The organism is Sulfuricurvum sp. (assembly GCF_030691015.1).
Taxonomy (GTDB): Bacteria; Campylobacterota; Campylobacteria; order Campylobacterales; family Sulfurimonadaceae; genus Sulfuricurvum.
The window spans coordinates 59,111-76,915 of the sequence record NZ_JAUYFF010000010.1 but is presented as its reverse complement, the minus strand read 5'-3'; the positions used below and the strand labels follow the sequence as shown (position 1 = coordinate 76,915).

General features: G+C 44.3%; 24 protein-coding genes. 7 read left to right on the top strand and 17 right to left on the bottom strand.

Features of this window, described 5'->3' with window-relative positions:
* Positions 1 to 16: 16 nt before the first annotated feature.
* Positions 17 to 1,033, top strand: a complete 1,017-nt coding sequence (locus tag Q8O20_RS07770) for an alanine racemase (RefSeq protein ID WP_305530704.1) — start codon at positions 17 to 19, stop codon at positions 1,031 to 1,033.
* Here the strand turns inward: Q8O20_RS07770 and Q8O20_RS07765 are convergent.
* Genes Q8O20_RS07765 through ribA form a run of 4 tightly spaced genes read right to left on the bottom strand, consistent with a single transcriptional unit; the run spans position 1,030 to position 2,810 of the window.
* On the bottom strand, positions 1,030 to 1,422 hold the full coding sequence (locus Q8O20_RS07765) for a hypothetical protein (RefSeq protein WP_305530703.1): 393 nt from the start codon (positions 1,420 to 1,422) through the stop codon (positions 1,030 to 1,032). The genes Q8O20_RS07770 and Q8O20_RS07765 overlap by 4 nt on opposite strands.
* Positions 1,423 to 1,424: 2 nt before the next feature.
* A complete protein-coding gene (locus Q8O20_RS07760; protein ID WP_304739845.1) occupies positions 1,425 to 1,631 on the bottom strand; it encodes a PP0621 family protein in 207 nt (68 codons plus the stop codon).
* A 4-nt stretch (positions 1,632 to 1,635) separates the two neighbouring features.
* A complete protein-coding gene (gene rsmG / locus Q8O20_RS07755) occupies positions 1,636 to 2,214 on the bottom strand; it encodes a 16S rRNA (guanine(527)-N(7))-methyltransferase RsmG (protein WP_305530702.1) in 579 nt (192 codons plus the stop codon).
* Positions 2,211 to 2,810 (bottom strand): GTP cyclohydrolase II, encoded by a 600-nt coding sequence (gene ribA / locus Q8O20_RS07750; protein ID WP_371131551.1) that lies wholly within the window; start codon positions 2,808 to 2,810, stop codon positions 2,211 to 2,213. Before ribA ends, rsmG begins: the two co-directional genes overlap by 4 nt.
* 84 nt (positions 2,811 to 2,894) lie before the next feature.
* Between ribA and hemB the strand changes: the two genes are divergently transcribed.
* Genes hemB through Q8O20_RS07735 form a run of 3 tightly spaced genes read left to right on the top strand, consistent with a single transcriptional unit; the run spans position 2,895 to position 6,027 of the window.
* Positions 2,895 to 3,860, top strand: coding sequence for a porphobilinogen synthase (hemB, locus tag Q8O20_RS07745; RefSeq protein WP_305530700.1), 966 nt, complete (start codon positions 2,895 to 2,897; stop codon positions 3,858 to 3,860).
* Positions 3,861 to 3,906: 46 nt separating this feature from the next.
* A complete protein-coding gene (argF, locus tag Q8O20_RS07740) occupies positions 3,907 to 4,827 on the top strand; it encodes an ornithine carbamoyltransferase (protein ID WP_305530699.1) in 921 nt (306 codons plus the stop codon).
* A 9-nt stretch (positions 4,828 to 4,836) separates the two neighbouring features.
* Complete coding sequence (locus Q8O20_RS07735; RefSeq protein WP_305530698.1) at positions 4,837 to 6,027, top strand: multiheme c-type cytochrome; 1,191 nt, start codon at positions 4,837 to 4,839, stop codon at positions 6,025 to 6,027.
* Between the two features lie 16 nt (positions 6,028 to 6,043).
* On the opposite strand, the gene Q8O20_RS07730 is transcribed toward Q8O20_RS07735, so the two are convergent.
* A complete protein-coding gene (locus Q8O20_RS07730; protein WP_304739858.1) occupies positions 6,044 to 6,247 on the bottom strand; it encodes a hypothetical protein in 204 nt (67 codons plus the stop codon).
* A gap of 317 nt (positions 6,248 to 6,564) precedes the next feature.
* On the opposite strand from Q8O20_RS07730, the gene Q8O20_RS07725 reads away from it, so the two are divergent.
* Positions 6,565 to 8,166 (top strand): DEAD/DEAH box helicase, encoded by a 1,602-nt coding sequence (locus Q8O20_RS07725; RefSeq protein WP_304739860.1) that lies wholly within the window; start codon positions 6,565 to 6,567, stop codon positions 8,164 to 8,166.
* On the opposite strand, the gene Q8O20_RS07720 is transcribed toward Q8O20_RS07725, so the two are convergent.
* The 9 genes from Q8O20_RS07720 to Q8O20_RS07680 form a co-directional block, all read right to left on the bottom strand.
* Positions 8,163 to 8,534 carry an HIT family protein gene (locus Q8O20_RS07720; RefSeq protein ID WP_305530697.1) on the bottom strand — a complete coding sequence of 124 codons (372 nt, stop codon included), beginning with the start codon at positions 8,532 to 8,534 and terminating at the stop codon, positions 8,163 to 8,165. The two genes, Q8O20_RS07725 and Q8O20_RS07720, sit on opposite strands and share 4 nt — an antisense overlap.
* A gap of 45 nt (positions 8,535 to 8,579) precedes the next feature.
* Positions 8,580 to 9,578, bottom strand: a complete 999-nt coding sequence (locus tag Q8O20_RS07715; protein ID WP_305530696.1) for a beta-ketoacyl-ACP synthase III — start codon at positions 9,576 to 9,578, stop codon at positions 8,580 to 8,582.
* A 26-nt stretch (positions 9,579 to 9,604) separates the two neighbouring features.
* A complete protein-coding gene (gene plsX, locus Q8O20_RS07710) occupies positions 9,605 to 10,594 on the bottom strand; it encodes a phosphate acyltransferase PlsX (protein ID WP_304739864.1) in 990 nt (329 codons plus the stop codon).
* Positions 10,595 to 10,597: 3 nt separating this feature from the next.
* The gene (gene rpmF / locus Q8O20_RS07705; RefSeq protein ID WP_013461018.1) at positions 10,598 to 10,747 is read right to left on the bottom strand and encodes a 50S ribosomal protein L32; all 150 of its coding nucleotides are present in this window, start codon (positions 10,745 to 10,747) and stop codon (positions 10,598 to 10,600) included.
* Between the two features lie 25 nt (positions 10,748 to 10,772).
* Complete coding sequence (locus Q8O20_RS07700) at positions 10,773 to 11,144, bottom strand: DUF177 domain-containing protein (RefSeq protein WP_305530695.1); 372 nt, start codon at positions 11,142 to 11,144, stop codon at positions 10,773 to 10,775.
* Positions 11,145 to 11,149: 5 nt separating this feature from the next.
* Positions 11,150 to 11,563: a nucleoside-diphosphate kinase gene (gene ndk, locus Q8O20_RS07695; RefSeq protein WP_294897272.1), complete on the bottom strand. Its 414-nt coding sequence runs from the start codon at positions 11,561 to 11,563 to the stop codon at positions 11,150 to 11,152.
* Positions 11,564 to 11,716: 153 nt separating this feature from the next.
* Positions 11,717 to 12,001 (bottom strand): 4Fe-4S dicluster domain-containing protein, encoded by a 285-nt coding sequence (locus Q8O20_RS07690; protein ID WP_305530694.1) that lies wholly within the window; start codon positions 11,999 to 12,001, stop codon positions 11,717 to 11,719.
* A gap of 114 nt (positions 12,002 to 12,115) precedes the next feature.
* Positions 12,116 to 13,273, bottom strand: coding sequence for a methionine adenosyltransferase (metK, locus tag Q8O20_RS07685; protein WP_304739877.1), 1,158 nt, complete (start codon positions 13,271 to 13,273; stop codon positions 12,116 to 12,118).
* 43 nt (positions 13,274 to 13,316) lie between these two features.
* Complete coding sequence (locus Q8O20_RS07680) at positions 13,317 to 13,772, bottom strand: phosphoribosyltransferase (protein WP_305530693.1); 456 nt, start codon at positions 13,770 to 13,772, stop codon at positions 13,317 to 13,319.
* A 127-nt stretch (positions 13,773 to 13,899) separates the two neighbouring features.
* On the opposite strand from Q8O20_RS07680, the gene der reads away from it, so the two are divergent.
* Positions 13,900 to 15,429: a ribosome biogenesis GTPase Der gene (gene der / locus Q8O20_RS07675; protein ID WP_304741744.1), complete on the top strand. Its 1,530-nt coding sequence runs from the start codon at positions 13,900 to 13,902 to the stop codon at positions 15,427 to 15,429.
* A gap of 25 nt (positions 15,430 to 15,454) precedes the next feature.
* Here the strand turns inward: der and Q8O20_RS07670 are convergent, their stop codons facing one another.
* The 3 genes from Q8O20_RS07670 to hpf are packed head-to-tail and all read right to left on the bottom strand — an operon-like array spanning position 15,455 to position 16,733.
* A complete protein-coding gene (locus tag Q8O20_RS07670) occupies positions 15,455 to 15,901 on the bottom strand; it encodes a CopD family protein (RefSeq protein WP_305530692.1) in 447 nt (148 codons plus the stop codon).
* A 56-nt stretch (positions 15,902 to 15,957) separates the two neighbouring features.
* A complete protein-coding gene (gene trxC, locus Q8O20_RS07665) occupies positions 15,958 to 16,389 on the bottom strand; it encodes a thioredoxin TrxC (RefSeq protein ID WP_305530691.1) in 432 nt (143 codons plus the stop codon).
* Positions 16,390 to 16,394: 5 nt separating this feature from the next.
* Positions 16,395 to 16,733 (bottom strand): ribosome hibernation-promoting factor, HPF/YfiA family, encoded by a 339-nt coding sequence (gene hpf / locus Q8O20_RS07660; RefSeq protein WP_304739347.1) that lies wholly within the window; start codon positions 16,731 to 16,733, stop codon positions 16,395 to 16,397.
* Positions 16,734 to 16,838: 105 nt separating this feature from the next.
* On the opposite strand from hpf, the gene trpS reads away from it, so the two are divergent.
* Positions 16,839 to 17,804, top strand: a complete 966-nt coding sequence (trpS, locus tag Q8O20_RS07655) for a tryptophan--tRNA ligase (RefSeq protein ID WP_305530690.1) — start codon at positions 16,839 to 16,841, stop codon at positions 17,802 to 17,804.
* Position 17,805 lies beyond the last annotated feature (1 nt).

Here is a 17,805-nt window from a genome sequence, read left to right as displayed (position 1 = left end):
GCAATATAATACCACTATGGGAACAATAAAATTAAGCCATAAGGCATTGATTCATAATCTTGACATTATCGCACACCAAGTCGGTGGAAAAGATAAAATAGCGGTCGTTTTAAAAGATAACGCCTACGGCCACGGTGCTGAGATGATTGCCGAAGCGGCATCTCAGTATGGAGTTACTCAAGCGGTGGTACGCTTAGAACGTGAAGCCGAGGAGATTGTTAAGTACTTCGATAACGTTCTGGTATTGGGCCAAAAACCGACCCATATCCATCCGAAATTCAGCTATGCCATCAACTCTCTTGAAGAGATATCCGCCTATCCGAGCGGAGCGCGAGTCGAGCTGAAAATTGATACGGGGATGCACCGTAACGGAATTTCCCCCGAACAACTCGAAGCAGCGTTTGAAAAAATGGCAAAACGGGGACTCATCTGTATCGGGGTCATGAGCCATTTGCGTGCTGCCGATACCCTCAGTTCAGAATGGTTTTGGCAGCGTCAGAGCTTTGAGGGGATCAAAAAGAGAGCGGATGTTTTGGCTCAAAAGTACGGATGGCAGTTACGTTTTCATATCTCCAATTCAGCGGGAACGTTTCGCTCCACAGAGTGCCGTGATGATATGGTACGAGTCGGTATCGCATTGTACGGATGTTTACAAATGGATACAAGCTTGCCGCAACCGCTTCTAAAAAGTGTCCTTTCTTTGTGGGGAGATAGAATGGCGACAAGGGTATTAAAAGCCGGAGAGCGGGTAGGGTATAACGGTCTTTATGAAGCTTTAGCAGATGAGGTTGTTAGCACCTATGATTTGGGATATGCAAACGGACTGGATCGGCTTGCTTCCAACCGTTATACGACGCCGGAGGGGATAGCACTTCGCGGTCGTATCTCTATGGATAGTGCCAGTTTTTCAAGCGATGCGGAGCAACTGAAAATTTTTGATAATGCCAATGATTATGCTAACGCCGTCGGGACGATCGGATATGAGATTTTGGCGTGTTTGGATAAAGATATTAAACGAGAGTGGATTGATTAGGAGTTAATCTTAATCATCGCATCTGAAAATATCGCTCCATCAAGTCGCATTTCGATCAAATTGTCTAAATCTTTTACCGCATCGATATATCCCAACACTTTGGCGTCAAAAAGATAGTGTTCTGCTACTTTTTGAATTTCTACTCCATGTTTTGGGAGAACAATCAGATACGAAGCTCCTAAGTTTTCGGCGATAACGGCATCGGTAGCGGTTTCGACATGAAGTGCGAAACGGACGCTGTTTAGGCGTAGATGTTCAATAATATCGAGATTTTCAGGGGTAAAAAAAAGGGCAACGACGGAATTTGAGGGGGTGTGACGCAACGCCTCAATCGAGTCGATATGGTAAAACGGCTCAGATGGGACATAGGGATGACCGAATAGCAGCATTGTTAGCCTTCCAAACATTCGCGAGAGCAATAGTATTTGCCATCACGCATAAATGCTTCTTTTACCTGTACATAGGTACCGCACTCCGCACACGGAAGCATCGCCTCTTCTTGAGAATTATCCGAAGAGGGGGGAGTAAGAGCCTTTTTTTTGAAGAAAAGGTAATAAACGCCGACTAGAACGCCGATCAATAATAGTAGTTTTAGCATGGTCTTATCTCTTTATGAGCAGATAATGGCGATTTTCCGCCTCAATGATTTTGTAATCGAGTGTTTCATCGATTTCATCATACACTTTTTCCCCTTTGTAAAAGAGCAAAAGGCTCCCTTCGGTGCAAAACGGTTTTGAGAGTTTTAAAAGCATTTCGGTATCGGTAACGGCGCGTGACGTAATAAGATCATACGGCTCGCTTGAGAGTTGTTCTACTCTGAGTGCTTTGACATCCACGTTGCTCAAACCCAAATCCGCTTTTACAAACTGTAAAAAGCTTGCACGTTTAGAGAGGGGTTCAACGAGGGTAAAATGGGTTTGTGGCAGGGCGATTGCCAAAATCATCCCCGGAAATCCGGCTCCTGTGCCGATATCCATCGCTTTTTTCACGCTAGGAAGAAAAGTGATCGGGATAAGCGCATCGAGGATAAACTGATCGATTTGCTGGAGGGTTTTGGCTCCCGTTAGATTATGAATTTTATTCCATTTTTCCAGAAGAGCTTTGTATTGACCGATCTTTTCCAAAAAATCTTCGGGAACGTTCACATTGTGCTGTGCTAACAGCTGCTTCAATTGGCTCATAAATCGTGTCCCATCTGCTCTTTTTTGACTTTTAAATATCCTTCATTATGAGGATTCGGGTCGATAATCACCGGAACACGTTCCGTAATCTCGACATTTAGCCCCTCTACGACGGTGACTTTTGCAGGATTGTTGGTAAGGAGACGGATTTTATGAAGACCGAAATCTTTGAAAATCTCACCGACGACATCGTAGGTGCGCTGATCGGGGGCAAATCCAAGTTCGACATTGGCCTCGATCGTATTACGTCCCTGATCTTGGAGGCAGTAGGCATTTATTTTATTGAGAAGGCCGATATTACGTCCCTCTTGGCGGTGGTAAATGATCAGTCCACCCTCTTCGGCGATTAATTTTAGCCCTTTATGTAACTGATTGTTACAGTCACATTTTATACTGCCGAAGGTGTCACCGGTGAGACACTCTGAATGTATCCGAACCAACGGCGATTCTTGGCGCTCAAAGTTTTCGGTGAATATAGCTAAGTGCTCTTGAATCCCCTCTTTGTAGACACGGATTTTAAAAGGACCGTATTTGCTAGGGAGATTGGCAATGGATGATTTTTCAAAAAGTGGTGTTATTGTTTTCATTAGTGCCATTATAATAGGTGTTTCTAAAAAATGGATTATTAAACGAAGAGGCGATACAATCTACTTACTATTTTTTTAATTGGAGTCACATTTATGGAGCGTTTTCGCCGTACCCGTCTAAATCCTCAACTACGCTCATTGGTTCGTGAAACTCATGTAGGGGTCAATGACTTTATATATCCATTATTTGTTCGCCCCGGTGAGGGGATAAAAACGGAAGTTTCGTCAATGCCGGGTGTTTATCAAATGTCTTTGGATGAGATTTTGAAAGAGTGTGAATTGCTTCAATCCCTTGGAATCTATTCGATCATCCTTTTCGGTATCCCTGCCGTGAAAGATTCGGTCGGAAGCGATGCGTTGTGTGATCACGGGATTATTGCGACAGCCGTTCGCGCCATCAAGCGTGCATTTCCTAAAATGTTTGTCGTCACCGATTTGTGTTTTTGCGAATACACCGATCATGGACACTGCGGTATTCTCGATCATGTCCATGAGACGGTTGATAACGATCTGACTCTCGGGATTTCGGCGCAGCAGGCATTGGTTCACGCACGTGCAGGTGCCGATATGATTGCACCCTCAGGGATGATGGACGGGATTATTACGACGTTGCGTGATGCCCTCGATGGGGGAGGATATGCCAATCTCCCGATTATGAGCTATTCGACCAAATTTGCCAGCGGCTATTACGGACCGTTTCGTGATGTTGCCGAATCGGTTCCGAGTTTCGGTGACCGCTCTACCTATCAGATGGATCCGGCAAACCGTCGTGAGGCGATACGAGAGAGTTTGGCAGATGAAGCTCAAGGTGCCGATATCTTGATGGTCAAGCCCGCATTGGCGTATCTCGATATTATCCGTGATATCCGTGAAGCATCCTCCCTTCCCCTTGCGGTGTATAACGTCAGCGGTGAATATGCGATGCTCAAATTCGCCGGTAATGCAGGATTGATCGATTACAATCGTGTAATGATGGAGACGATGGTAGGGTTTAAACGCGCTGGTGCTGATATCATCATCAGTTACCATGCTAAAGAAGTAGCAGCACTTTTAAATTAACGAAATAATTTTATGATATGATTGTTTTTTGTATCGAAGGAACACCGTGAGACACTTTTTAACGTTAAAAGATTACACCAAAGAAGAGATCTTAGAGATTTTAGAGATTGGTTTAGAGATAAAAAAAGAGGTCAAAGCCAAAGTACTCAAACCCCGTCTTGCGGGACAGACGTTGGCGATGATCTTTGAAAAAAGCTCTACCCGTACCCGTGTCAGTTTTGAGGTAGGGATGTATCAGCTCGGCGGTCATGCTCTGTTTCTCTCGAACCGCGATATCCATCTCGGACGCGGTGAACCGGTTAAAGATACGGCGCGCGTTATCTCTTCGATGTGCGATATGGTGATGATCCGTACCTATGAGCAGTCGATGCTCGAAGAGTTTGCTCTTCATTCTAAAGTTCCCGTAATCAATGGACTTAGTGATAGTTATCATCCGGTACAGCTATTGGCCGATTTCATGAGTATGATGGAGTGCGGTAAAGATAAAAATCCTATCGTGGCCTATGTGGGGGATGGCAATAATATGACCCATTCATGGCTTATGCTTGCCGGTAAACTCGGTTTTGAGCTCCGTATCGCAACCCCAAAGGGGTATGAGTGTGATCCGGCTATTATCGCCGATGCACTCGCATTTGCTGAACACAGCGGTGCGAAAATAACGATCACCAATGACCCTAAAGAGGCGGTTAAAGGTGCTACTGTCGTAACCACAGATACATGGATTTCTATGGGGCAGGAAGAGGAAAAGGCACAGCGTATTCGTGCTTTTGAGGGATATATTGTAGATGAAGCGTTGATGGCACTTGCACGTGAAGACGCTATCTTTTTACATTGCCTTCCGGCATATCGTGGAGTTGAAGTGAGTGAAGCGGTATTGGAAGGGAAGCAGAGTTTAATTTTTGAAGAGGCGGAGAACCGTCTTCATGCGCAAAAAGGGTTAATGGTTTGGTTAGATAAACATCGTTAAGGGGTACAAATGCGTTCACTATGGCTATTGAGTATTATCAGTGTGAGTCTTTATGCTGCAATCGCGGTTCAAGTCGGAGATAAGTTTAAAGATTCCGGCAAATGTAAAGCCTGTCATAGCCATATTGTGAAGCAGTGGGAAGAGTCTTGGCATGCAAAATCCCATTACGATAACGATGAGTATTTTCAAAAAACAATCGATTATGTCGCCCGTAAAAATAATCGAAAATCGCTGAATACGATTAAAATAGAGTGTGCGGCCTGCCACAATCCTCGTATCTCTGTTACGTCTACAACGGCTGAATATGAAGCCATAGCCTCGTTAAAACTGGATAAAGATTCCGCCGCAACCAAAGCCCTTAAAAGCGATCAAATCTCTGAGGGGATTAACTGTGTCGTTTGTCACAACATTGATCAAATTCATGATGAGCTTCCCGATAGTAAACGAGGAATCCATCGGGTTAGCTGGATGAAATCAGGCATTATGAGCGGTCCTTATGCCGATGCCAAGTCCCCCTATCATAAGGTTGAACAGCGTCCTTTTATGGATACTAACCCCAATCAGCTCTGTTTTGTCTGTCATGCGAATGACACTTCGGAAGAGGGACACCGCTTTACCTCAATGCAAACAGAGTTTAATAGTGCTACTAAGCAATGTGTCGATTGTCATATGGGGCCGCGTAAAGTTGGAGTGGCCGCTACGTTGCGTGATGCCAACGGCAAAGTACATAATCGGCTTATTCGTGATCATAGCTTCAAAGGGGCGCATACCGAGTCGATGTGGCAAGGCGCGCTCAATGTAGAGGCAAAAAAAATCGCTAATGCAATCGCAGTGACGATCAGTAATCCTCAGCCCCATTCCCTTCCAAGCGGGTTTGGATCACGGGAAATTGTGATCGATGCACACTATATGAGCGGTAAGAAAATTATTAAAACAGAGACATTTTCACTCACATCCCATTATGTCAATAAACGGGGGAAAGCTACTGTTCCTCATTTGGCGGCAAAAACAATCAGCAGTGTCTCAATTCCAGCTCTTGGGTCAAAAACCTTTACGTTACCTACGGCTGTGGGTGCGGATAGTGTTAGTGTGATTGTTTCGTATCGATTGGTGAATGATGAAGTGCGGGAAATGTTAGAGTTGAAAGATCCGATTTGGTCGAAGAAAATGGTGATTAAGAAGTTAAATTTAGCGCTCTAAGGGAAAAAGTTTCCCCTTAGTTCATCTCTACTTTGATGATGAGATCATTGCCCTCTTCAACGATAGTAAAATTGTGTTTTTGACAAAAAGTTTCGTTCATCTCTTCCGCCCACTGCGCAGCTTCTATCATGGCATCATCTTTGTTTTCGTAAGTTTTAACACTTTCCATACCGCTTCGTTTAAAGCAGCCGCACTCTTTTTCCATTTTTACATTGAACATTATTAACTCCTATTTAAGTATACATTTTTGGAAGTATAGTTTTAAAAGATTAAAAAAATCAATTAAAATAGGGACGATTTGAAACTAAAGGTTATCTTTATCTTTTGCTAACCTATAACTATCAGTGTACTTTATAAATTATTCAGCTATAATTCCATTTGAATTTTGGGTACCTTCTAAAGAGATTGACGAATCTTTTTCTAAGGTGCCCTCGCGGATGAGAATCCAAACTTATCCAAAATTTCTCTCCCCCATGAGTGGGCAAGCGTAACTGGCCGGAAATAGGTTTTCTGGTGGCGTATATACAAAGGGTTATTATGAACGTAATAGAAGAAGCAATCACAGACGAAAATTTGGTCACATTTGAATCTTTCGGTCTCAGAAAAGAGATTATGCAAAGTATCAATTATGCCGGTTTCAAAACTCCAAGTCCGATCCAACAAATGGTTATCCCAGTTATTATGGAAGGGCGTGACGTTGTCGGACAAGCCCATACCGGTACGGGTAAAACAGCGGCATTCGGTCTTCCAGCATTGAATAAAATGCATTTAAAAGGGGGAATTGAAGCCCTCATCATCACACCGACACGTGAACTTGCGAATCAAGTAGGTGATGAAATTTTCAAATACGGTAAACACTTAGGTGTCCGTACCGTAACCATTTACGGCGGATCATCGTACAACCGTCAAATGGATCTAATTGAGCGCGGTGCGCAAGTTATCATCGCTACTCCGGGACGATTACTTGATATGTTGAGCCGTAATATGTTGAAAGGGTTTACCCCATCAACCGTTATTTTGGACGAAGCGGACGAAATGCTTGATATGGGCTTTTTGGACGATATCAATGAGATTTTCACCTATTTGCCGACAGAACGTCAAACACTTCTTTTCTCAGCAACCATGCCGGCTCCGATTAAACAGCTTGCTGAGCGTATTTTGGTCAATCCGTTTTTTGCCTCTATTACCAAATCAGAGACAACGAATACGGATATCACACAACAATACTACGTTATCGAAGAATCAGAGCGTGATGATGCGATTATCCGTCTTATGGATTCCGAAGATGCGAAAAAAACAGTTGTATTTTGTCGTACGAAAAAAGAGGTTGACCGTCTCTCTAATGTTCTCTCGGCTGCCGGTTATATGGCAAAAGGTTTACACGGTGATATGGAGCAACGTCAACGTGAAAGCGTTATTAAAGGGCTTAAAACCGATGCGGTTGACGTATTGATCGCAACCGACGTTGCGGCGCGCGGATTGCACATTGATGATGTTACCCACGTTTTCAACTACCATATTCCGTTTGACCCTGAGAGCTATGTTCACCGTATCGGACGTACAGGACGTGCGGGTAAAAAAGGGGTAGCAATCACTTTGGTTACTCCACTCGAGTTCAAAGAACTTCAACGTATCCGCTCAAAAGTCGGTACCACGATGGAACACGCTTATATTCCAAGTAAATTGGATGTTAAAGAAGCACAAGTAAGCCGCTTGGTTCGTGAAATTGAAAAACAACACGTCTATGACGAGGCGCATAAAGTGCTTGATTTGTTGAAACAAGATTATGATCAAGAGCAAATCGCCTATAAATTGATCTCTGTATTGATGGAGCGCAATACCGTTGCTGGACCGAATAACATCGGTATTGCGGCTGAGCGTTTGGAAAAAATTCTAAGCAATTTGGCAAGTCGTGGTGATCGCGGCGGACAACGCAGCGGCGGATTTAACCGTAACCGTAGCGGTGGAAACCGCAGTGGCGGAGGCGGATACCGTGGTAACAACGATCGTAATGCTTCAGGCAGTGGCGAACGTAGTGGCGGCGGAGAGCGTAGTAGTTCTGGCGGTGAACGCGGTGGAAATGATCGTAGTGATCGTTCACGCAGTTTTAGCGGACAAAAACCAAAACCTCGTTATTAATTCAAGCGGGAGTCTAACTCTCGTCTTACCTTCTCCAAAAAAGGCTCCATTGGAGCCTCTAATTCAAACTCCTCTCTTTGTTTCATCCCCCACATCGGTTCCGGAAAGTAGCTGTCATTTTTAAAGCGTGCCATGATATGCCAATGAACCCTCGGTAACATATTTCCAAAGGATGCGATATTGATTTTGTGAGGTTTGAAATACTCCAGCATCTCTTTTTCGATAATATCGAGTGCGTCCCAAATCATTTTTTTCTCTTCACTTGAGCATTCGGAGAACTCTTTATGAGGAGTTTGTGTAAAGATTTTTAGCCAAGGGATTTCGGATTCGTGGATTTCGATAGTGATAAGAGGGTTGGAATACATCATAAAAGACCTTATTGAAAAGTCTTTTATTGTATCAAAAGTGTTTAGTTATATACCTTTTCCTGCAAACGGAACGAGTGCGCTTCCCCATGTTAAACCGCCGCCGAAAGCATCAAGGAGCATTAAATCTCCCTCTTGTAATCGACCCGATTCGTAGATATCGTTGATCGCCATTGGGATAGAAGCACCGGAGGTATTTCCGTACTTCTCTACCGTGAGAACAACTTGTTCTTCTTTGAGTTCCAATGCATCCCCGACCGCTTTAATGATACGATAATTGGCTTGATGAGGGACGAAGTGTTTAATGGCAGATGAGGCAATATTATTTTGTTCTAATATCTCTATAACATCACTGGTAAGGGTACGAACAGCCACTTTAAAGGTTTCGTTCCCTTTCATACGCATAAAGCATCCAGCTGCTTCACGATCGAGTTCATCATGCGCAGATCCGCTTCCGCCGTTTGGTGTCATAAGTAAATCGGCAAATGAACCGTCAGATCCTGTGTGGATATCGATGATAGCTTCTGATTTATCGGCTGTTGCGCTGATTACCGCTGCGCCCGCACCGTCACCGAAGAGGATGCAGGTTCCGCGATCGGTATAATCGGTAATGGTACTGAGACGTTCAGCCCCGACGATGAGGACATTTTTTTTCATTCCCGATTCGATAAATGCTTTTGCAACACTGAGGGCATAGACAAATCCAGTACATGCAGCGGATACGTCAAAAGCGGTAACTTTTTCCAGCCCCAGTTTGGTGGCGATGATGGTTGCTGTTGAGGGCATACAGAAATAATCGGGGGAGATCGTAGCGCAAATGAGCATATCGATTTGGCTTTTGTCGATTCCGCTTCGCTTAATCGCTTTTTCAGCCGCTTTCACGCCCATATCACTGGTTGTTTCGTTTTCCGCAGCAATATGGCGCTCTTTGATTCCGGTACGTTTTGTAATCCACTCATCCGTGGTATCGACCATCACTTCAAGCTCAGCATTGGTAAGGATTTTAGAGGGAACATAAGCTCCGATAGAACGAAACGCAGCGTACATAATTAGCCTTTATAAGGGATCGAAGTTTATTTTTTAAGCTCTTCGAGACGATTCTCAATATGCTCATTTACGCCGGTATTAACATAGCGAATGGCTTGAAAAATTGCATTTTTAATCGCTTTAGGGTTGCTTTTTCCGTGACTTACGATAGCACACCCTTTGATACCGACTAACGGTGCTCCGCCGATTTCAGCATAATCAATCTGCTTCTTAAGAAGTTTAAAGACCTTACGCATCAAGAGCGCGCCGGTAATCGCCACCGGTGATTTCCGGATGTACTCTTTGATAAAATAGCCTATGGTTGATGCTACACCCTCAGAAGCCTTGAGAACAAGATTTCCGATAAACCCGTCACAGACGATAACATCACAACTTCCGTCAAAGATATTATTCCCTTCGACGTTACCGATAAACCCTTTTTGCCCTTCGAGCAATTTAAAAGTCTCTTTGGTAACTTCGTTCCCTTTTGAATCTTCTTCACCGTTAGCCAGTAAGCCGACGCGCGGATTCTCCAGTTTGAACATATCTTGAGCGTAGTAGTATCCCATAATTCCGAATTGGAAAAGGTGTTCTGCTTTGCAGTCGACATTGGCACCGGCATCCATCAAGATACTGCGTTTACCGCTTTTTGTCGGCATTGAGGTTACCAATGCGGGACGCAAAACATTTTTGAGTCGTCCGAGGCGCAGTGTCGCCAATGTCATGGTCGCACCGCTATGGCCTGCACTGACAACGCCGTCGGCTTCGCCGTTACGAACCAGTTCGATCGCTTTATAGATGGAACTCTCTTGACGCTTAAGTGCATCGGTAGCCGCATCACCCATATCGATAACGTCAGATGCTTCGACAATTAAAATCTTATCTTTATAGCCCTTGGGTAATAAAGATAAGATCTCATCTTTTTTACCAACTAGAATTGGTTGAAACTTTACTTCTTTTAGAGCTTCAAGTGTCCCTTTAACAATCGGTTCGGGACCGAAGTCCCCGCCCATTGCATCAATTGCAATTCTAATCATCGATTATTTATACTCACCGGTTGTCGGGTTGACATAGTGAGACAATTTGTACGTGCCGTCTTTATCTTTTACGGGACGAGCAAGAGAAATTTTATAGTGAGTTCTGCGTTTTGCGGCGCGAGAATGACTCACTCTTCTTTTAGGTACTGCCATCTTTTATAGTCCTTTCTATTTGGTTTTAGAACTCTCGATCTAACGAGGTTCCTTCGCAGTTTTCGCAACAAAAATAGTCGCTTTTGATCAGCTCGATTTCTGATTTGAGAAGTTCTTCTAAATCAATCATCGATTTGTCGATTTCGACGACATCCAACTCTTCGTCGTTGCCCTCGTATAATCCATCGCTAAGGTAAAAAGTAATCTCTTCGTTCAAAGAGTTTTCTACCTCTTCGGCACACAGATCACAAGGGATCGAAATACTCCCTGTAATTGTACCGTTTAATTGGGCAAGATTGCTTTTTTTCATGAGTAAATCACCTGAAAAAAGAGCATTGTCACTATTTACCTCAAAATGAAGCGGCAGTGATCCCAATTTTTTAAATGCTATTTTCATGGTGATTACGAAATCTCGCGTCCTGAAAAGAAAAATGCGATTTCAATTGCCGCATTTTCAGCAGAGTCACTTCCGTGAACCGCATTAGCATCGATGTTTTCAGCGAAATCTGCACGGATTGTTCCGGCAGCCGCTTCTTTAGGATTCGTTGCACCCATCAAATCGCGGTTTTTAAGAACAGCGTTTTCGCCCTCAAGAACGGTGATAACAACCGGGCCGCTTACCATGAAATCAACGAGGTCGTTGAAGAAAGGGCGGGCAGCGTGTACTGCGTAAAACGCTTCAGCGTCTTGACGTGAGAGTTGAACTTTTTTCATAGCCGCGATTTTAAGGCCGTTACTTTCGAAACGATCCAAAATTTTACCGATGACACCTTTTGCTACGGCGTCTGGCTTGATGATTGACAATGTTTGTTCCATCAATGCTCCTGTTTTGTGTGTAAAAAATAGAACGGGATTATAGCGAAACAATAATTTAAGTAAGATTAAAGATGGTGAAAGAAAGAAAACAAAGAAGAATTAGCGTAACCAAAGGGGTAAATCCCCTTTGGAGAGTGTCGTATAAATAGAGAATTAGTTAACGACGTTTGCTTTTGAAGAACGCATTTCTGCTGTGATATCATCACGGTGAGCTGGGCTTGCACCGATCTCATCCCATGTGATACAACCCTCAGTCGGACATGCTGTTGCACAAGCCGGTTCGTCGTGGTGACCGACACATTCGACACATTTGTCGCCGTGAACGTAATAGATCTCTTCACCCGTTGGGTTATCGTCCTCGTCTACGATCGCTTCTACTGGGCACTCGTCGATACAAGCGCCGCAGTTAATACAGGTATCATTAATGATTACTGCCATAGGGTTCTCCTTGGTTGATAAATATGGGGTAACTATAACAGAAGAATTTTAAACCCACCTAAAAAATAGGTGAGGATAATGTAGATTATTGTGGGAGTGTTACGGAAGTGTAAGTTAGAGTCCTAAATAGGCTTTGATTGCATCAACTTTATCGGTTTTTTCCCATGTAAACTCAGGTAGTTCACGTCCAAAATGGCCGTATGCCGCTGTTTTACGATAAATCGGGCGAAGTAAGTCAAGCGATTCGATAATCCCTTTTGGTGTAAGGTTAAAGAGCTCTTTAACACAGCTTTCCAATTTTTCCTCAGGGACAACAGCGGTTCCGTGTGCATTGACCATAATGGAGATCGGTTTAACAACGCCGATCGCATACGATACTTGGATTGTTGCACGCTCACACGCACCGGATGCCACGAGATTTTTAGCGACATAGCGGGCGGCATAGGCGGCTGAGCGATCCACTTTGGTCGGGTCTTTTCCGCTGAAAGCTCCCCCGCCGTGGGGACACGCTCCGCCGTAGGTATCGACAATAATTTTACGCCCTGTCAATCCCGCATCTCCTTGAGGACCGCCGATAACAAATTTACCTGTCGGGTTAATGTGGTAGACGATATTCGGGCTCATGAGCTCTGATGGGATGACATATTTGATCACTTCGTTAATAACATCAAGGTGGAGTCTCTCCTGAGAAATTTCAGGGGCATGCTGGGTGGAGACAACGACGGTTTCGACAGAGACCGGTTTGTCATCGACGTAACGGATACTCACTTGGGTTTTTCCATCAGGACGGAGGTAGGGGATAATCCCCTCTTTGCGCACCTGTGCGAGTCTTTCGGCAAGACGGTGAGAAAGGTAGATCGGCAACGGCATTAATACGTCGGTTTCGCGGCATGCATAACCGAACATTAATCCTTGGTCTCCCGCTCCGATTTCTCCGTCTTCTTGGTCAACCCCTTGGTTAATATCGGGAGACTGTTCGCCGATACCGTTGAGAACGGCACACGAGCGATAATCAAAACCGTATGTCGCATCGGTGTATCCGATTTCGCGAACAACCTGACGGGCGATCTCTTGCATCGGAGCATAGGCAGTGGTTTTAAGCTCACCGGCGATGACGCAAAAGCCGTTGGATACGAGCGTTTCACAAGCGACACGAGCTTTTGGATCATGCTCGATGATGTAGTCTAAAATGGCGTCACTGATTTGATCGGCCATTTTATCGGGATGCCCCTCTGTGACAGATTCGGATGTAAAAATGTATTCTTTAGGCATAAATATCCTTAGCGGAAATATAATTTTTTTGTGGTTGAGCGGATTATATCGAATCGCTTTTTAAAAAATCTCTTTCCCAAAAAAAGTCGATCCACTCCGTAGCTTCGTGTAAGAAAAAGTCAGGTTGAACAAGAGCCGTGTGTTTGGTAAAGAGGGTTGCGACTCTAAATTCGCAATGGGGGTGGCTTGAACGTAAAAGGGGCAAAAGTGCGAACAGTGTCTGACCGCTGTCGACGATATCATCGACGACAAGAACCCGTTTTGAGGATGAAAGATCGCATTGGCCTAAAATGCTCACCTCATTACGTTGGACATCCGCGTCGTAGCTCTCTACGCGGATGCTTTGCAGATTGCGGATATCCAGACGCATTGCGAGGGCGTGTCCCAGTGTCATACCCCCGCGCGCAATAGCGATCACGGTATCCGCTTGGAAAGATTCGCAGGGTTGACTCAAACGTTGGATGTCGGTACAAAATTGTTTATAATCATAGTATATCATTTTGAAATCATATCATAAGGGCATCTGCGCTATAATAAAATATCAATTATAGCGCAGCACTAAAACGCAACATAAGCGCAGCCAATCGAGATTAGCGTCTCGCAAAGGCATAAATACTAGGAAGTCTATGAAAAAATTAGCGATTATCGGTCGTCCGAACGTCGGAAAAAGTTCCCTCTTTAACCGTTTGCTGAAACAGCGTGATGCGATTACCTCTGAACAAGCAGGTACTACACGCGATGTCAAAAAACGGGTTGCCGTAGTGGTGGACAAAGAGGTCGAAATTCTCGATACGGGTGGATTGGATGAGGGGTGTGAACTCTTCGATCGGATCAAAGAAAAATCTCTCAAAGCGGCACATGAAGCGGACATTATTCTCTTTATGGTGGATGGTAAGAGTCTCCCCGAAGAGGACGATAAAAAGCTTTTTTATGAGCTTGAGTCGATGGGAAAAGCGATTGCATTGGTCGTTAATAAAATCGACAATGACAAGATGCAAGAGAAGCTTTGGGAATATTATGAGTTCGGGACAGAGCGTATTTTCGGTATTTCCGTTTCCCATAACCGTTCGGTTCTTCCGCTTCTAAACTGGATTGCGTCTGAACTCCCTGAATCTGCTATCGTTAAACCTGAAGCCGAAATGGCAGAAGAAGATGAGATGGACGGATTTGATGCGGCATTGAAAGCCTCTTCGGATGATGAAGAGTTTGATGAAGATGAGGACGATGGGTTCTTTATTCCTGAAGAGGATGGTGAAGAAGAGGAGACGTCGATCGAAGCACTCGAAGAGGCGTATCGCGGAATCGTCAAAGAGTACGAAGCGGGTGACGTTAATCAGATGAAAGTAGCGATCATCGGTCGTGTCAATGTTGGGAAAAGCTCATTGCTTAACGCTTTGCTCGGAGAAGATCGCTCGGTAGTCAGTTCCGTTGCAGGGACAACCATCGACCCAATCGATGAGATGGTGGAGTATGGGGATAAAAAAATTACCTTCATCGATACCGCAGGGATTCGTAAACGGGGAAAAATTCTTGGAATCGAAAAATACGCCCTTATGCGTACCGAAGAGATGCTCGAAACTGCCGATATCGCCCTTCTTGTTCTCGATGCGTCACAACCGTTTATGGATTTGGATGAAAAAATCGCGGGGTTTGTCGATAAAAATCGTCTTGCATGTTTGATCGTTCTTAACAAATGGGATCTGGCACCGAAAGAAGATTACGACAAAATTATGACAGAAGTACGAGACCGTTTTAAATTTTTGAGCTATGCACCAATCATCACAATTTCAGCGCAGAGCAAACAGCGTGTACACAAAATCTTTGATATGCTCCTCAAAATCAATGAGAACTATTCACAGCGTATTTCGACGGGTAAACTCAACGAGGTTATCCAAGCAGCAATGCGCAAACATATCTTGCCGAGTATCAACGGTATGAATATCCGTCTTTACTTTGCAACGCAGTATGATATCCGTCCTCCGCGTATCGCACTGATTATGAACAAACCGCAGGGTCTCCATTTCAGCTATCGCCGATACTTGACGAATCAGTTACGAGAGCAGTTCGATTTTGAGGGGACTCCGGTACTCTTTAAAGCGAAAGCGAAAAATACGAATCGAAAACCGAAACCGCATAAAACTCGCTCGATGTGGTAAGCAAAAGCCTGCGGGCTTTCTGCTTTTAAAACGGTTTAACGATTACGAGCGCAACAATACCGATGAGTAATAGCGTCGGTACTTCATTATAAATACGAAAAAACTTCCCACTTTTATAAGCGGTGTTCTCTTTGAGCTTGAGGCGGTAATGTCCGAGTGTGAAAAAGTAACCGATCAAAATGGCGACTAGGGTCATTTTGGCATGCATCCATCCCCCCATCTGAAATACATTGACTCCGTTATACTGCTGTGTCGACATAACGATCAAGGCTATTCCTGAGAGCAATGTTGCCCAAAATGCGGGAACTCCGATGTATTTATAAATCTTCATCTCCATCACTTCGACGACATCGATAAATCCCTGATTGGTACCGTTTTCAACGTGATAGACAAAAAGACGGGGGAGGTAGAAGAGTACCGCAAACCACGACACCATTGAAATAATATGAAACCAAAGCATCCAGCTGTACATGTGTTCTGTCCTGTTGTGTAAAATTAAACGGTAGGGTATCTAAAAAAGATTAATCGCTATAGGTGCTTTTTAACAAAAGCGATAATTTGGGGTGTCGGTAAAGCCCCGCTGAACTGATCGACGATGCGGTTGTTTCTAAAGGCGATAACGGTGGGGATGGATCGGATACCGAAACGTCCACCCAAATGCTGCTGTTCTTCGGTGTTGATTTTGATAAACTGAGCTTTGAGAGGAAATTGACGTGCTGATTCTTCGAACGAGGGTGCCATGCTTCGACACGGTCCGCACCACGGTGCCCAAAAATCGGCGATAATGAGTCGTTCATCATTGAGCATCAAGCGATCAAAAGAGGAGGCATCTACGGAGATGGGCTTGGTGTCGAGAAGGGAGCCTTTGCAGTGACCGCAGGCGGCTTTTGCATAAGACTCTTTTAGAGGAATCGCATTCACCCCCCCGCAATGGGGGCAGACGACATTAATTTTACCCATGGAAATTATTCTACAACTTCTTCAATGACTTCAATATCACGGATAGAAGAGGTGTTATGATCTTTTACTTTATCATGGAGACGGCGAAGGGCTTTGTTGGCACGTTCAATCGCAAGATCGATGGCGGTATCGAGATCTTCATCGACATCCGAGATAACGACGGGTTGCGCATGAGCGATATGGATGTCAAATTCAACTCCGACCCCTTTTTTCTCTTTGGAAATCATAACATTGACGGTAGTAATATCAAGATGATAACGTTTAAAATTTTCGATAGCAAGTGCAATATGATCATTGAGATGTTGGGTAAGTTTGATATCTTTGGAGCGAATTTGAGTATTCATGATGAATCCTTTTTAGTTGAACTGTGAAAAAATATAGCATATCTTTTCTTAAGAGGAAGCTTAAGAGACTCTGCGGTAAAATAGTCACTATTCAAGGAGATAGTTTTGAGAGTATTAACAGGTATCCAGACATCTGGCGATTTACATATTGGAAATTATTTTGGTTCGATCAAACCGATGATCGAATCGCAGCAAGATCATGAAGTGTTTGCATTTTTGGCAAATTATCATGCGATGACGACGATTAGTGAGGGTGAGCGGTTGGCTCATCTGACGATGCAGGCGGCAACCGACTTTTTAGCCCTCGGGATGGATCCGCATAAAAGCACTTTTTGGGTGCAGTCGGATGTAAAAGAGGTCTTGGAACTCTACTGGGTGCTCTCAGGCTTTACGCCGATGGGATTGTTGGAGCGGGCACACAGCTATAAAGACAAAGTGGCGAAAGGGATTGCAAGCAATCACAGCCTTTTCTCTTATCCTGTTTTGATGGCGGCCGATATTTTGCTGTTCGGCTCTGAGGTGGTTCCTGTCGGGAAAGATCAGATTCAACACGTTGAGATCGCCCGCGATATCGCGATCAAGTTCAACAACCAATACGGCGATATTTTCACCATTCCAGAATTTCGCGTCGATGAGAACGTAGCGACCGTTCCGGGAATCGACGGACAGAAGATGTCGAAGAGCTACGGAAATACGATCCCGATTTTCAGCGAAGAGAAAATGCAGTCCAAAATCATTAAAAAGATTGTGACCGAAGCGGTACCGATGGAAGATCCAAAAGAATTCGAGGGGTGCAATGTCTATAACATCGCCAAACTCTTTTTGGATTATGAAGAGCGTTCGGCACTTCAGGAACGGTATAAAAAAGGGGGAGAAGGGCACGGTCATTTCAAACTCTATACCCACGACGTGATTTGGGATTATTTCAAACCGTATCGTGAACGACGTGAATATTATGAAGCGCATCAAGACGAAGTACGTGATATTCTCAAAGTCGGTGCTGCAAAAGCGAGTGCGGTTGCGCAACCGATTATTGAAAAAGTTCGTTCCGCTACCGGAATTAAGTACTAAA